This window comes from Microcoleus sp. w1-18aA5, from assembly GCF_036701705.1.
GTDB lineage: Bacteria > Cyanobacteriota > Cyanobacteriia > Cyanobacteriales > Microcoleaceae > Microcoleus.
Genome location: NZ_JAUPTE010000014.1, coordinates 53,320 through 67,962, shown reverse-complemented (window position 1 = coordinate 67,962; position 14,643 = coordinate 53,320). Strand labels below are relative to the sequence as shown.

General features: G+C 42.7%; 11 protein-coding genes. 7 read left to right on the top strand and 4 right to left on the bottom strand.

The window, feature by feature from the left end; translation table 11 throughout:
- Complete coding sequence (locus Q5691_RS07675; protein WP_333344336.1) at positions 1 to 3,039, top strand: hypothetical protein; 3,039 nt, start codon at positions 1 to 3, stop codon at positions 3,037 to 3,039.
- The gene (locus Q5691_RS07670; protein WP_333344334.1) at positions 3,029 to 6,694 is read left to right on the top strand and encodes an ATP-binding protein; all 3,666 of its coding nucleotides are present in this window, start codon (positions 3,029 to 3,031) and stop codon (positions 6,692 to 6,694) included. The genes Q5691_RS07675 and Q5691_RS07670 overlap by 11 nt, the downstream gene beginning before the upstream one ends.
- A gap of 187 nt (positions 6,695 to 6,881) precedes the next feature.
- Here Q5691_RS07670 and Q5691_RS07665 read toward each other — a convergent pair whose 3' ends face one another.
- The gene (locus tag Q5691_RS07665) at positions 6,882 to 8,117 is read right to left on the bottom strand and encodes a metal ABC transporter substrate-binding protein (protein ID WP_445304805.1); all 1,236 of its coding nucleotides are present in this window, start codon (positions 8,115 to 8,117) and stop codon (positions 6,882 to 6,884) included.
- A 102-nt stretch (positions 8,118 to 8,219) separates the two neighbouring features.
- Between Q5691_RS07665 and Q5691_RS07660 the strand changes: the two genes are divergently transcribed.
- The 3 genes from Q5691_RS07660 to Q5691_RS07650 all read left to right on the top strand — a co-directional run bounded on the left by Q5691_RS07660 (position 8,220) and on the right by Q5691_RS07650 (position 11,076).
- Positions 8,220 to 9,029, top strand: coding sequence for a metal ABC transporter ATP-binding protein (locus tag Q5691_RS07660; RefSeq protein WP_333344332.1), 810 nt, complete (start codon positions 8,220 to 8,222; stop codon positions 9,027 to 9,029).
- Between the two features lie 271 nt (positions 9,030 to 9,300).
- Positions 9,301 to 10,197: a metal ABC transporter permease gene (locus Q5691_RS07655; protein WP_333208812.1), complete on the top strand. Its 897-nt coding sequence runs from the start codon at positions 9,301 to 9,303 to the stop codon at positions 10,195 to 10,197.
- A 420-nt stretch (positions 10,198 to 10,617) separates the two neighbouring features.
- Positions 10,618 to 11,076, top strand: coding sequence for a peroxiredoxin (locus Q5691_RS07650; protein ID WP_333208814.1), 459 nt, complete (start codon positions 10,618 to 10,620; stop codon positions 11,074 to 11,076).
- Between the two features lie 130 nt (positions 11,077 to 11,206).
- On the opposite strand, the gene Q5691_RS07645 is transcribed toward Q5691_RS07650, so the two are convergent.
- Together Q5691_RS07645 and hpf are read right to left on the bottom strand one after the other, a co-directional pair.
- A complete protein-coding gene (locus tag Q5691_RS07645) occupies positions 11,207 to 11,845 on the bottom strand; it encodes a Uma2 family endonuclease (RefSeq protein WP_333344330.1) in 639 nt (212 codons plus the stop codon).
- Between the two features lie 175 nt (positions 11,846 to 12,020).
- Positions 12,021 to 12,674 (bottom strand): ribosome hibernation-promoting factor, HPF/YfiA family, encoded by a 654-nt coding sequence (hpf, locus tag Q5691_RS07640; RefSeq protein ID WP_333208818.1) that lies wholly within the window; start codon positions 12,672 to 12,674, stop codon positions 12,021 to 12,023.
- 151 nt (positions 12,675 to 12,825) lie between these two features.
- Between hpf and lipB the strand changes: the two genes are divergently transcribed.
- Entirely contained in the window at positions 12,826 to 13,509 is a 684-nt protein-coding gene (gene lipB, locus Q5691_RS07635) for a lipoyl(octanoyl) transferase LipB (RefSeq protein ID WP_333228959.1), read from the top strand.
- A 63-nt stretch (positions 13,510 to 13,572) separates the two neighbouring features.
- Here the strand turns inward: lipB and Q5691_RS07630 are convergent, their stop codons facing one another.
- Positions 13,573 to 13,797, bottom strand: coding sequence for a helix-turn-helix domain-containing protein (locus tag Q5691_RS07630; protein WP_333107432.1), 225 nt, complete (start codon positions 13,795 to 13,797; stop codon positions 13,573 to 13,575).
- A 220-nt stretch (positions 13,798 to 14,017) separates the two neighbouring features.
- Here Q5691_RS07630 and Q5691_RS07625 point away from each other — a divergent pair, with 220 nt between their 5' ends.
- Positions 14,018 to 14,251, top strand: coding sequence for a hypothetical protein (locus Q5691_RS07625; protein ID WP_333311755.1), 234 nt, complete (start codon positions 14,018 to 14,020; stop codon positions 14,249 to 14,251).
- Positions 14,252 to 14,643 lie beyond the last annotated feature (392 nt).

The following is a 14,643-nucleotide window of genomic DNA, read 5'->3' as shown; positions in this document are numbered from 1 at the left end:
GTGAACCTCTTAAGATTGGATGACAGCGATTTAGTTCCAGTTGACTATGGCGATTTGCTGGACAAGATTTTAGAAGTTTTGCAATCGAAAAACCCGTTTAATATATCAGATGACCGCCGCCGCTTGCTAATTGATATTGACACCATTGCTGCTGATGTTTCCAACAAGCAAGTGCGGCAACCCCTGGGTTCCGGGGAACGTCAAGCACATTCTGCTACTGTTAACTTACCGCCGGAAATTGAGGAGCGTTTTGGCAGTCAAGTTAGACAGATTCAACAGTTTTTGCTGCAGCAATTAGAATTTAAACTGCCACAAAATACTTCTATTGAAAGCTTTGTCGCTAGTTTGATTAGTCCCTTATGCTCACCCTCTTTTCGGGGAAGCGGCCAAGAGTTAGGCTTTAAATACGATTTTGGCATCCGCCACCCTTCTTTAGAAAAAGAAAGGCTAACTTTGGAAAGCCGAGGTACTGGAAGCCATGCAGCTTTAAAATTGCATAAATTGACCATTACCGTCCGAAATACTGATATTTTTGAACAAGAACTCAAGCAGGGTTTGCAAAACTATATCAATGAAAATGCCGAGACTAGCAGTGAGAAAGAAGACCTTAACCACGGTCTTGATGAGATGGTTAAAAATCTTGACTCGGATTTCCACAAATTAATCCGACTGGTAGACAAAGAAACTCTCGGCAAAATTCAAAAAGAAGCTAAGATTACTTACTTAGAGTATCTGCTAGAACACATCCGCGCGAGCAACACAGATACTGTAGGCATCATCTATTTAGAAGACTTAATTCGCCGCCTCAGATTAATAGAAGAATACATCAACGATCCAGGGAACTCTGATGGTGACTACGAAGTTAATTATGCTGGAGTTCGAGTTAATTACAGAGAGATATTTGCCCGATCAGAATTTTTAGATGCACTGCCCATTATTCCTATTGTATCAGGTTACTTGGGAGAAAGTACGGACAATTATCGTAACGAGCGTAAGTTTATCTTTGGCCTCAAAATCAAATTTGATAACTCAGTTCAAGCGCGCAGCGGAAAAGATGTATTTGAGTATTATCTGAACCTGCTAAATCCCGACAGTGAAGAACATCAAGCAGAATTTGATGAGGATTCTAATCCCGAAACCTTCGTCCGCAAACTGTTAAAAATAGCATTGCTCTACTATTTTGTGCTGGCTTCCCGCAATGACCCACTAGCAAAAAAATACGACCCGGAATCTGAACTAAATCATCAGCCTAGAATCCTATTTGAACAAAGAGTCTTGCCCGTTTTGCAAGGTTCTAACGATGAGCAAAAAAAAGAGCTTTTTCGCAACTTTATTAAAGGGCTTAATCAGTTTAACATAAAACACAAAATTACGCATCTGAGAAGAATGCTAAAAGGCTTTCTGGAGCGTCAAACAATTTTACCAACCCGCACAGAAACGCGACACGTAAACCTCAAAATAGGTCTGGTAGAAGATATTGACAATATTTTGACGAATGGTAAATTTTTTAATGACATTATGGAGCGAAATTACAAGCAAACGCTTCATTATATTACAGTCAAAGAACCTAGTGTGGATGAAAAATCTATTTGTCAGCTACCCGTCAATATCAGCATCGAAGATGTCCGGTATTTCCCAACTGATGAACGCCAAAATTTTAGCATGGAATACAATATCAAAGGTGTCGATGTTTTGCCTGTACTTTCTGCACCTAAAGCCCCTCGCTCTAGAGAAATCTACGAAAAACATTTTCAGACCAAATTAGTTGTGTTTCCCTATGACGATAGACGACTAGACTGCGGCGACAAAGGTTTACAACCCGCAGCAATTTTTGTGTATAAGTTTACCATGTTGCTGCTGTCCTATATCTGTCTGAGGATATTACTCGAAAACACTGCGGACAACTTGTTTATTCCGATGGTGAGGCTCCACGAAGGTGACGACAAACACCCTTCGCCATCAGAAAAATTTATGGCTAACCTTTCTAAAACATTGTCTCATATTTTGAGTGAAAAACAACGCTCAACTTCTCAAGGATTTCGGATTAGAAAAACGCCCAATGGTTACACAATTCGTAACGGTTTGAGTTCCCTGTATTCAATTCTTCCTAAAAAGTTTCGATTCGATGATAATGTACAGCTAGCCCCTGAGTTGGATAAATTGGCAATTATTGTCGTTTCCAGCCGGGATAGTGATGCGAAAAGAAGCAATCAAAACCGCTTCCAAAGACAAGCCTGCTTAATCGGAGAAATTGTCGGAATCAATCGTCTAGATGACAGTACAATTCAAGTCGAAATGCTGAAAACACTTTCCGAGAATTACAGTGTCAGCCGTCTTTATTCTGAGCCGTTAATCCTTGAAGATGTCATGAGCCAGCTTTATCAGCAAGGATATCGGAATTTCGCATATATTTCCCAAGCACCTTACATGAGTACGCTGCATATTACTAAGACTGAGGAAGATGAGGAATTGTCTTTCATGTCAAAAAAATTGCTCCGAACTTTGAAAGGAGAGCGCCGAGATATCAAAATTTATCCAATATTCTTTGACAAATACTATGTCCGCAGTTTCCTAGGCGATAAGGGAAAATCGTTTTACATTCAGGATGCAATGGAGCTTGAAAACTTGTTTGCAGATACCAGTCAGCAAGCTGTGATGTTTTTCAACTTGTTTAACGGAATTAGAGTCAGGGAGGAAAAAAACTTTTATAACGGTGTGATTTCCTACTCGACGCTGTTGAATATCTATCAAGGTATCCTAGACGATCAAGATATTCGTGAAGGTTTGATTTATGATGGTGCAATCAAAAATACTTTGCTACATTATCTAACAATATTCCACTTTTCTCGGTATGAAGCTCGTCACAATATTAGTTTAAAACTTGACCCCTACGAGCGAATTATTGGCGATGAATCGGTGGGTGCTTTATCTGTATTTAGTCATGCTGGCGGTAGTGCGGATTTTAATTCCCTGGCATTTTTGAATAAGGTAAGAGAAGTCTTAAATGTGGATGAGGGAGGTATTAATCATGATTGGTGAAGATTTTGGACGGCTGTTTGAGGTGGGATTTAATATTGGGATTCTGGCGTATATTCAGCGTGAAAATATAGCTCACAATTTCGGAGATTCCTACCGTCTCGATTTGCAGAAACTAGAATTGCCAAAGATGATGGCGGAAATAACTAGGGAAGCTAATCTCCTCGGTAGTTTGGATGCTAAAATTGTTGAGAAGTGGAGTCTATTTTTTCTCCAAAAAGGCTTTATTGGTGGGTTGAATTTCTTCCGGGAGTACCTCACATCTACGGGCTGGACTTTAAGGTTATCGCAAATCTTGTATTTTCAGTGCAGTTTGAGTTGTGCTAACAGTATTAGAACCCAGAATGACGATGAGACAGAAGTTTTTAAAGCGTTTAAGAAGGTATTATCTCAGTTTGAAACAGCGCAACCCAATTTCTCAGACGATGAGATTAACTCCTACATCCGCCGCTACAAGAAAAAAGGCGAGTTTTTGCAAGCTGATACCCTGATTTTGTTGCAAAATGGTAAGGAGTTTAGAATTCTGTGCGTTGATTTGTCTGTGTTTACTCCTCCGTTGACTTCGGAAAAAGTCGATAATCTCAACGAAATAGAGGTGATGCGGAAGTCTTTGCTCAGAGAAATTAGCTACTTGCGATCGAAAAGTGTTTTTTCTAATCTGCGAATCGATACTAGCACTTTAGGTATTGACTTTTCGGAGGGTTTAAACCGATATTTTACGGCTTTTAAGTATAAGGATAAGGAAAGCGCTAAGTTGATTCAGGCTGGTAGCTACGCTCACAGCTTCTACGGTTTTCTGCAAACGACTGGTATGATTCCTGATGATGCTGAGGTGTTGTTGAATGTTGTCGGTTATAGCGATCGCACAATTAGCGCAATTTCCCTCCGCAGTGATAAAATTGACATCTTGGCGAATTGTGCCAAAATCTACCAGCAGGAAGCGAAAAATAAAGAGATTAACGATGCTCGCGGCGATGTTTTAGATACGATTCAACTCAACGCAGCTCGCAGTTTTCAAAATGGCAAAAAGTTTGTCAGCGATTTGTTGACGATTGGCAAAAGTTCTACACCTGTACGTAATACAGAGCGGATCGATAATTTTGTTAATTCCATAGATATTATATCAGATAAACTGGCCGATGATTTGCAAATCGATCGCGGATTACATCTGAGAAATGCTCACGCTCAATTGATTGTCAAAGCACTGCAATCTGATGAAACTTATATCTTTTTGACGGGGAATCCGGGAATTGGGAAAACAACTGCGATCGCCAATTTTCTCAAAAGCCATATCGAGGACGGTTTCTTATTCCTGTACGTCAGTCCCCGCAAGCAAGTCAACTTAGATATCATCGATAAATTTCGAGACAAAAAGACTGGTTTGCTGTGCGACAATCGCTTATTTTGCATTAACTCAAGTTCCGATACTATAGACAGCAATTTTGGACAATGTACCGTCAACTACGTCGCAAATAATCATCACGAAAATTTTCAACAAAAAAGTGTCCACTTCATCAACAACAGGGCCGAAATGCAGCGGAAGGAATATCACCAGCCGCAACTTGAAAGGAAGGGAGAAACAGTAATCAAACCTAGGATAGGCAAAAAGCATGGAGTGCTAAATAGCGTTTGTGAGGGAATATATTCGCTCGTCAATCGTAAAACATCGAACAATATCGTGGCTACCGTTTCCATTCAGTCTTTAAAGGTGACAGAAACCGGAAAAAATACTCTCCAGCATTTAGAGAAAATATTTCAAGATGCTTACAACAAGGGGGAAAAAGCAGTCATTTCTCCTAGAATGCAAGAAATCTCCAGCCGCATCAAACACATTTTCATTATGATAGATGAAATCACTGGAGACGACGGCGGCGTTGAGTTTTTGCATGGAATTGGTAGGCTGCTTAACAAATATGACTTGCACACCCAAAAACACGGTTTTAATACTAAAATTATTGTAGCCGACGCTTCGATTGTTGACCCGGATGTGATTAAACAACACCTCGATGATACCTCGCCGGAACCGGATAAAATCTATTTCAAAAAGCTCCCAAAAACTTCTGAGCAAATCCCGTTTTTACAAGTTATTCCTTTTGAATTTAAACGATTAGCTGCTAAACTTATCAATACGAATTCCTATCCGGCTAGCAGTTTAGAGATAACTTACAAGGTGTTTGTAGAAGCTGTTAAATTCACTGAAGATATTTCTTTAAAAATAAATTATGATTTGGTAAAACGGGTACAGTCTCAAATAATTGAGGATATCAATCAGCGGTTAGCAATACCGGGAGTTGAACAAATTATCGTCTACATTCAGGATAAGCGAAGATTGGCGGAGTTAATTGATAAAATCCAAAATGAGCGAGAATTTAATCGCTATACCGATTATCTGGAAGTCCACGCGAATATCTCGGAAGAGGAGAAGGAGCAAATACAAAAGTGCAAAAATACAGCTAAAGTAATTTTTATGACTGCATCGGGAAGTCGCGGCTTATCTTTCCCAAAAACTAAGCATATTTTAGTAGATATTCCCCGCTTTCAGATTGAGAAAAATCTCATGGAAGTGATACAGGTAATTTATCGGGGACGCGGAGAATATGACAACGGTAAAACCCTTGATGGTGAAGATAAGGAATTGGTTTTTTATCTGTCTGATACAGCAGTTTATTACGCTGATGATGCGGAACTTTCTTTACAAGAAAGCAAGTTGAGTTTGTTGAATTTACTGCTAATTCTGAAGACTGCGGTGATGACGCGGATTGTGGGATATGGATATTTGGGTAGGGATAAGTTTTTGATGATTCCGATTGGCGGTAAGTCGGTTTCCGCAGTCGGGGATACTTTTAGCAGCAAAATGGCGGCTCTAATTAAGACATTAAAGAGCGAGAGCCAGCGAGGAAATATGTTGTTTAAGGAGGTTTATACGAGTCTGGAACAGCTTTTGGGTCGCGGGGAGTTTCTTTTGAAAAATTCTGAGAAGTCTCGTCAAAAGGGCGATTTCTATCTGGAAATGCGGGACGATTTTAATCGTAAGTTTTTGGAGAAGTGTAATCCGCTGGATGGTTTGCTGAGTTATGATAATCTAGAGACTGGTCATGTTTGCGGTAGTTTGTTGCTCGTACCTCTAGCTAAGCAAAATTTGGTAGAAACATACCAGATGCCACTTCATCGAGAAATTAAGGAATGTCTAGAGAAGAAGTTGCTGGACAAAATGTATCGAATTAGGGATAGCGATTCGTCCCCGGAGAATGTAATATCGGCCATTAGAGGCGGTGCGATCGAGCTTTTGCAATTTCTCAACAGCGAAGTCGAGAAAACTCAGTATTTTGAAGAGCAGAGTCAGCATTTCGATCGCTATTATGCCATACCGCTGTTTGCTTTTGTCAGCGGGGAGGAAATGCAGGAGTATTTTGCTGACAGCAGGCTGGAAGAACCGGAAGACAGGCGGTTTCGGGATATTTTGTCGGCTTATGTGCGATCGATCTACCCTGTAGATAGTGTAATGCCGATCGGGTACAAGTATCACGAATTCCCGTTTATCGTGTTTAGAAGCTACAGTTTAGAACAAAGCCGAGAAAAAATTTTTACAGATAAATATCTTTTAAGTTCCAACGAATTGAACGTGCTCAATTTAATTTTGTCGAAGCAGATAAACTAGACCTCTCGCATTCCCAAGCTTTCAATCCCTTCAATAATCTGCGTTTATCTGTGTTTATCTGCCTTGCATCTGCGGTTTATGTACCAATCAAAGACTTATGCAATGCAAGCCTACTGAAACTTGTAGGCTGCGTCAGCTAGCTATCACCCCGCAGAGAAAATAAAACTCTTCCGGGGCACCATACTTGCTATTTGCTAACTTCAAATGGCGTGTATTTCCCCCCCAAAGCTTCGACGATGGCGCGAGTATTAGCAGACATCATTTTCACATAAGAATCGCCCTCGCTTCCTGCCGCCCCAATCGAATCCGAATAAAGTTGCTGCGCCGCCAATTTCACCCCCGCTTCCTCCGCCACTGTTCTAATCAGTTGCGGGTTAATTGTAGTCTCGGCAAAAATAGCAGGAACTCCCGCAGCTTTCACGGATTCTACTAACTTTTGCACCGTTTGAGCGCTGGGCTGTTCCTCCGTACTAATCCCGATCAAACTGCCAGCACTTCCCAATCCGTAGGCGCGGCTGTAATATTGAAAAGCATCGTGGGTTGTTACTAATTCGCGCTTATTTTCGGGAATAGTTTTAATCTCTTGTTCGATCCAACTATCCAAACGTTTTAACTCTGCAGTAAGTTTCACAGCATTCTGCGTAAACTTCTCCCGATCTTCCGGCGACAGGTCAATTAGCGCATCCCGAATTGCTTCCACCATTTGAACTACATTTTCCACATTTCCCCAAACGTGCGGATCGGGTACTGTATTGCCTTCTTTATTCAGTAGCAAAGGCTTGACAACTTCCCCCACTGCTAATTTCCGCGCCTTAATTCCGGCCGCATTCATCATCCTAATTAATCCCGGTTCCAAATTGTAACCGTTATACAAAATTAAGTTAGCTTGTTCTAAAGCTTGAGAATCTTTTGGCACAGGTTCGTAAACGTGAGGATCGGTTCCCGGCTGCAAAATTCCTGTTAGCTGAATTTCGCCACCCGCTACTCGATCGGTCAAATCCTCAATAATTGTGCTGGTAGCAACTACCTTGGGTTTAGCATCTGCCTCTGGAGAGAGGCGATCACCCTGGGTTTGAGTACAACTAAATAAGCCCAAAGTCAAAATGCCGCAGGCAATAGTTCTGATAAAAAATACTTTGGACTTGTTCAATCCAGGGCGGGAGGTTTCAATCGCCGACTCACTGCTAAACTCCCCTTTATAGGATTGCTTCACAATTGCCCTCGCTTTTAATTCACATCTGACACCATTCTCAATAACCCTTGTCTGGGCGGGCAGGATGCCCACCCCACCAGAAAACTCACTCTTTGTGGAACAGGCATCTTGCCTGTTATTGAGAATTGTGGAAGATATGAGTTTTAACCGACTTGAGATTTTCGCCGCCAAACCTATAGTTTGAGGGGTTTCCAGCTTGGACTGTCGCATTATCTACCTCTGGTGCGTTCCCGATTATTCCTATTTACCGATGATTTCATATTCTTTTCATTTTTACAGTAAACTTAATAAAAAGGAGATAGAGTCACCGCAATGAATACCGCCACCTTCCCCAACGAGAATCCTTGGTCTGAAATGGTTTGCCACCTCAAAGACAGCGCTACCGACACTGAAATTATCGCTGTTAAGCACTTAGCAGTAAACTACCGCACGGTAGAGGCACTCAGAGATATCAATCTTTCCGTCAAACCGGGAAGGCTGACGGGTATTATTGGCCCCAACGGTGCCGGCAAAAGCACGCTGATCAAAGCAATGTTGGGCTTAATTCCGGCAAATCGCGGCACTGTTACCTGGGGCGAAGAAGCGATCGCCGATCGACTCGAAACAGTAGCCTACGTGCCCCAGCGATCGCAAATTGACTGGAACTATCCCGCCACCGTTTGGGATGTCGTGATGATGGGAAGAGTCAGAAAAGCCGGATGGTTTCGCCGCTTTTCGGCAGCTAGCCGCCGCACCGCTGCCGATGCCTTAGAAAGAGTAGGTATGAGTGCTTACAAAGACAGACCGATCGGACAACTTTCCGGCGGACAGCAACAGCGAGTATTTCTAGCGAGAGCATTAGCCCAAGAAGCCGCTATTTTCTGCTTTGACGAGCCATTTGTCGGCGTTGACCAAAAAACTCAAAATATCATTTTTGACATCTTCCACCAGCTAGCAAATTCCGGAAAAATCGTCTTAGTAGTCAACCACGACTTAGGCGAATCAATCACCAATTTTGATGATTTAATTTTGCTGAATACAGAATTGATTGCCGCTGGTTCCCGCCAAGAAGTGCTAACCCAAGAAAACCTTTACCGCGCCTACGGCGGACAAGTAATGTTCTTTGCCGGACAAGCAGCTTAATTAGCCAGCAGTCATTAATCTAGGAGTTACTCTCTTGAACCCGGTTTCTTGGATAATATTGAATTGGGCAACGATAAATCTCGGATCGAACTCACATCTTGCACCATTCTCAAGAACAGGCTTTCCGGCCTGTTCCACAATAAAATTCACTGTTTGTGGAACAGGCCGGAAAGCCTGTTCCTAAAAAGCTTATTGAGAATGGTACAACATCTCAGATAAAACCGGGTTGCTTTGGTTGTTAGTCATTAGTTAACTGTGATTTGATAATTTTATGATCCAAACCTTAATTGAGCCGTTGCAGTACGGATTCATGCAGCGATCGCTCATAATTGCCATTCTCGTCGGCATCGTCTGCGCGATCGTCGGCAGCTACTTAATGGTACAGCGGCTGGCCTTGCTCGGAGACGCCATCAGCCACTCGGTTTTGCCCGGATTGGCGATCGCATTTATCCTCGGAGCAAACATTTTTATCGGCGCTTTCATTGCCGGAGTTTTGAGTACAGTAATCATAGCTTGGATCAAAGCTCGATCGACAATTAAAGAAGACGCGGCAATGGGCATCGTATTTTCGGCATTCTTCGCCCTCGGCATCACCCTAATTACGATCGTCCAAAAAGACAACAAAATCGACCTCAACCACTTTCTTTTCGGCAACATCCTGGGGGTTACTGTCGAAGATGCGATCGACACAGCCGTCATAGTCGCCGTAGTCTTATTAGTTGTAGTAGTCTTTTACAAAGAACTGCTATTTTATACATTCGATCCATTAGGAGCGCAAGCCACAGGTTTACCAGTAAACCTGCTCAACTTCGGACTGATGGTACTCATCGCCCTCACAATAGTTGCCAGCCTCAAAGCCGTTGGCGTAGTGCTAGTCTTGTCCCTATTAATTACACCCGCAAGTACCGCCTATCTCCTAGTAACTCGCCTGCACCAAGTAATGATTTTAGGCGCAATAATCGGAGTTATTTCCAGCATTAGCGGAATGTATCTCAGCTACTTCTATAACTTGCCATCCGGCCCCGCAATAGTTTTAGTTGCATCGGGGTTATTTGTGCTATCATTGCTCTTCAGTCCCACTCAAGGAATCCTCACCCAGCCCCGCACACACTCCGGTCAAATTCCTCCAATATGGCGGGAATTAAAAAATTTAACTAAAGGCCGATAACAATTAAGTTTGTAGTAACTCACATCTTGCACCATTCTCAAGAACAGGCTTTCCGGCCTGTTCCACACAGAGTGAATTTTCTTGTGGAACAGGCCGGAAAGCCTGTTCATAAAAGGCTTATTGAGAATGGTGAAACATCTCAGTAGTAACGTTTCAGCGTCGCACCTCCCCTTGTTAATAAGAATCTTCGTTAATCCGCGTGCATCTGCGGTTCAAAAAAGCCTCTCGAATTAATCCGCGTAACTGCTAATCGTCGGCTGCATCCAGATTTGGTAAAAAGGGTTTTTTTTAGGATTGCGAGAAAGCAAAAATGGGATAATACCGAATCGGGCGATCGCAACTGCGAACTATTGCTCAAAAAAACTGTACAATAACAAAAGTTAAAATTTCACGCCAACACATCTACTAAGTTAAAAAAACATGACCGTCAAAGTAGGAGACACCGCCCCCGATTTTACCTTACCATCTCAAACTGGCACATCAGTCAGCCTCAAAGATTTTAAAGGTAAAAAAAACGTCATAGTCTACTTTTACCCCAAAGACGACACACCCGGATGCACCACCCAAGCTTGCGCTTTTCGAGATAGCTACGAAGTCTTCAAAGACGCAGGTGCAGAAGTCATAGGAATTAGCGAAGATACCCAACAATCGCACCAACAATTTGCCACCAAATATCAGCTACCCTTTACACTGCTGAGCGATACTGGCAACAAAGTTCGGCAATTATATGGAGTTCCAGCTACCCTGTGGATTATGCCCGGTAGAGTAACTTATGTCATTGACAAAGAAGGCGTTGTCAAGCATATTTTTGACTCCATGTTAGACTTTAAAGCACACGTTGCAGAAGCACTCAAAACTTTAGAAACCATCAAAAGTTAGATGGATTTGCTTAAATATATTGTTGGTAGTGAGGACGAAAGTCCTCATCCCTCATTGTCTAAAAAACCAAGAACAAACTAAATTCCTGACTGCGAACTAAAGGTTTTTAGTGAGAACCGAAATTCTCAGACTAGAGATTTTCCCGTAACCAATTTTTAAAAGCTTGAATAGCGTGGGTTCTACCAGCAACTTGACTCTGCTGAGTGTACTGATTCACCAGTTCGACAATCGGGATATTGGGGAAAGTGGGACTAACATCAGACTCAATATATTTTTCGGCTTGCAAGACGTTGATTTGTAGCCCTCGCCGTGCATATCGCCAAAGTTCCGGCACTCCTAGAATTTGATAATTATCCAACTGCGTGCGAGAGGTAAGATCAATTTCTATAGCTAAGTCGGGAGGTGGATCAACACTCATATCGAGGCGAGTTTTACCTATAACGGCTGCTTGATTTTGAATGTAAAAACAGGTATCCGGTTCGACAGCCTGACTCATGCGTTCATTTTTCAACGTTGTCGAACCTAATGACTCAAATGCTATTTGTCGTGTTTCTAACAAAATTTTTACCATGTCGCCAATAATTTCTTTGGCTTTTTCATGTTCGGGCAGAGGAACCATAATTTCTAACCGTCCGTTACTATAGGAAAGTCGGGAAGCACGACGTTCTCCCAATTCCGCCAAAATACTTTCAAATTGTTGCCAGTTAACATCCTCAACCAGTAATTGCTGACCCGGCTGAATCTTCAATTGTCTTAACTCCAATAGCATAATTGTTCATCCATTTTCTCTAGAAAATATCCGCCAAGTCCTGACTACGAATCATGATATTAAAAAACCAAGAAAGGACTAAAGTCCTTACTAAAAACTCGTGGTTCGTAGTAAGGACTTTAGTCCTTTTTTGCTAACGACTTGCAGCCATTAACAATTAGCACTCAGCAATTATCTAGCTTTTTGCAACACTCGATTTTTCAGATGTAGCGCTTTCGGCAGTTTTGCCATTTTTGCTATTACCGTTACCGTTGCTGTGGCGGGGTTGGATAACTCCATAGCCACCGTGAGTCTTGCGTTCGTAGAGTACGTTAATTTCGTCTGTTTCCGCATTACGGAACATATAGAAATCGTGATCGATAATCTGCAATTGTTCCAAAGCTTGTTGCACAGTCATTGGAGGCATAGCAAAATACTTAGTCCGTACAACCTCAGCAGGAAGTTCGGGAGTTCGATCGCCAATCAGATCCGCTACTACAGGATGTTCATCAACTACCGTAACCGTTTTGGCACTACTCTGGATTTTGTTGTCGTGACGTTTTTCCTTAAATTTCCGCAGTTGACGAGCTATCTTGTCGGCAACCAAATCTATGCTTGCATATAGGCTTTCCGTGCTTTCCTCAGCCCGAATCACGCTGCCGTTAGCATAAATTGTCACCTCAGCAGTCTGCTTAGGATTGATCCTGGGGTTACGAGCCACCGATAGATGTATGTCCACTTCAGTCGTCAAAGTTTGAAAATGGCTAACTGCCTTTTCCACCTTTTGATTGACGTACTCGCGAATCGCATCGGTGATTTCTATATTTTTACCCTGGATAACAAGCTTCATAGAGCTCCCTCCCTTCTGTAACTTCGGTATATTTTATACAGTAGCACTATGTATTCTCGAAAACACTTATCTTCCAAATCTTTTATTATATGTTGACAATTCTTGATTTAAGCTGGGCCAATATTCCGTAAAAATACTATTGATTTTTTGCATGGTTTCTCCTCTAATCCATCAACCACTAAATGCACAACCCTGCTTGCTCCTCGATTGGGGACAAGTTCCCTACTCCCAAGCTTGGGAAATCCAGCAAAAACTCGTGCAAGAACGGCGCGACAGGCCAGATTTGCCAGATGTCCTGATTTTGCTGGAACATCCGCCGGTTTACACTTTGGGACTGGGATCAAAGCTGGAATTTCTGAAATTTGACCCAAGCCAAACTCAGCCGGAACTGCACCGAGTTGAGCGGGGCGGCGAGGTGACTTACCACTGTCCGGGTCAATTGGTTGGCTATCCGATTTTAAATTTGCGCCGTCACCAACAAGATTTGCACTGGTATTTGCGGCAGTTGGAGGAAGTGCTGCTGGGGGTGCTGGAAGTTTTGGGGTTGAAGGGTTCGCGGGTTCCCGGTATGACTGGGGTTTGGGTGGATGGGTGCAAGCTAGGTGCGATCGGCATTAAAGTCAGTCGCTGGATTACGATGCACGGTTTTGCTTTAAATGTTTGTCCCGATCTCGCTGGTTTTGGGCAAATTGTACCTTGCGGGATTCCCGATCGACCTGTTGGCAGTTTAGAGCAGTTTATTCCCGGAATTGAGGTCGATCGAGTGCGATCGATCCTTGTCGCTGAGTTTGCTCGCGTTTTTGCAGTGGAAATTGTGCGATTCCCTACGGGATAGCTTCGCTTCACGAATCTGTAGGGTGCGTCGCTGTCAACACTACTAACTATCGCAGTCGGTTTTTTAAGTGCGATCGGGCTCGTCTTCCTCATACACCATTAAATCGCCCGGTTGGCAGTTTAGCGCTTTGCACAGAGCATTGAGAGTGGATTCGTCAATTCTCGTGAGGCGACGGCGGGTTTTGAGTCTCGAAAACGAAGTTGGGTGCATCCCCACCAAAGCAGCCAACTCTTTGTTGCTGATATTTCGCTCGGCCATTACAACTGCCAATTTCCAACGGATGACCACTGTTGATGCTCAATTAATAGCCTGGACTTTGCAAGCTGATGTTACCATCCCGCAACCTTCACTATCCTTTAATTAACCGCTACGGTAAATTATTTGAGCTTGGCAGTTGACTAATTCAGAAAATGAACTATGCTGAGGATGTACAAACGGAAAAGCGATCGCCCCTTTGCCTCGAAAACTCAAGGGCGATCGCTATCCGACTATTTTGTAGTTAAAACTCATGATATCACAGCCAAAGTCAGTTCCCGAAATCCTTCGCGAAGACATTCCCGACGCACCCATCGGAAAGCAACCGATCCGATTGTTGATTTGCGGGATTCCCAAAGGAGTAGAAAGCATCATCAATCTGCTGCACGTTTTGGGTTTTGCAGAAGTTGGTGAATGGAGCCCGCCTTTACCGTCCCCTCTAGCAGGTGAAGTAATGCGGATTTTAACCCGTTACTGGAAAGAATAATTTTTTAGGGCGATCGCCCTTTATTGAGCAAAGTGCGATCGCTCTTAAATTCTCAAAAACATCAGGCTTAATTCTCCACCCAATCACTTAAAAACTCAACCGTAAGGATGCTAAATATCGAATCGAATTAACGCGGCGGTGTCTGCGAGACTTGGGGGTATTCTAGAGATAATTTTAACAGTCTGTACTTAGAAGCGCGAATTAAATAACTTACAATTTTAATTGTTATTGTGGGATGGGCCTAAGATCCCGTCCTTTTTGGACGGGATCTTAGGCCCATCCCACTTTCAAGAGTGGAAGTTATTTAATTCTCATTCCTTACTGATTCAAGAATTGAGATAATTGGTGGTATAAGCTGTTCGGCATTTAAAGGACTTGCGTAAGGTGCGTCA

Coding starts and splice junctions, on each gene's coding strand:
- Q5691_RS07655 (WP_333208812.1), top strand. CDS start 9,301: ATGATCCAAACCTTAATTGAGCCGTTGCAGTACGGATTCATGCAGCGA.
- lipB (WP_333228959.1), top strand. CDS start 12,826: ATGGTTTCTCCTCTAATCCATCAACCACTAAATGCACAACCCTGCTTG.
- Q5691_RS07660 (WP_333344332.1), top strand. CDS start 8,220: ATGAATACCGCCACCTTCCCCAACGAGAATCCTTGGTCTGAAATGGTT.
- Q5691_RS07665 (WP_445304805.1), bottom strand. CDS start 8,117: ATGCGACAGTCCAAGCTGGAAACCCCTCAAACTATAGGTTTGGCGGCG.
- hpf (WP_333208818.1), bottom strand. CDS start 12,674: ATGAAGCTTGTTATCCAGGGTAAAAATATAGAAATCACCGATGCGATT.
- Q5691_RS07625 (WP_333311755.1), top strand. CDS start 14,018: ATGATATCACAGCCAAAGTCAGTTCCCGAAATCCTTCGCGAAGACATT.
- Q5691_RS07650 (WP_333208814.1), top strand. CDS start 10,618: ATGACCGTCAAAGTAGGAGACACCGCCCCCGATTTTACCTTACCATCT.
- Q5691_RS07645 (WP_333344330.1), bottom strand. CDS start 11,845: ATGCTATTGGAGTTAAGACAATTGAAGATTCAGCCGGGTCAGCAATTA.
- Q5691_RS07670 (WP_333344334.1), top strand. CDS start 3,029: ATGATTGGTGAAGATTTTGGACGGCTGTTTGAGGTGGGATTTAATATT.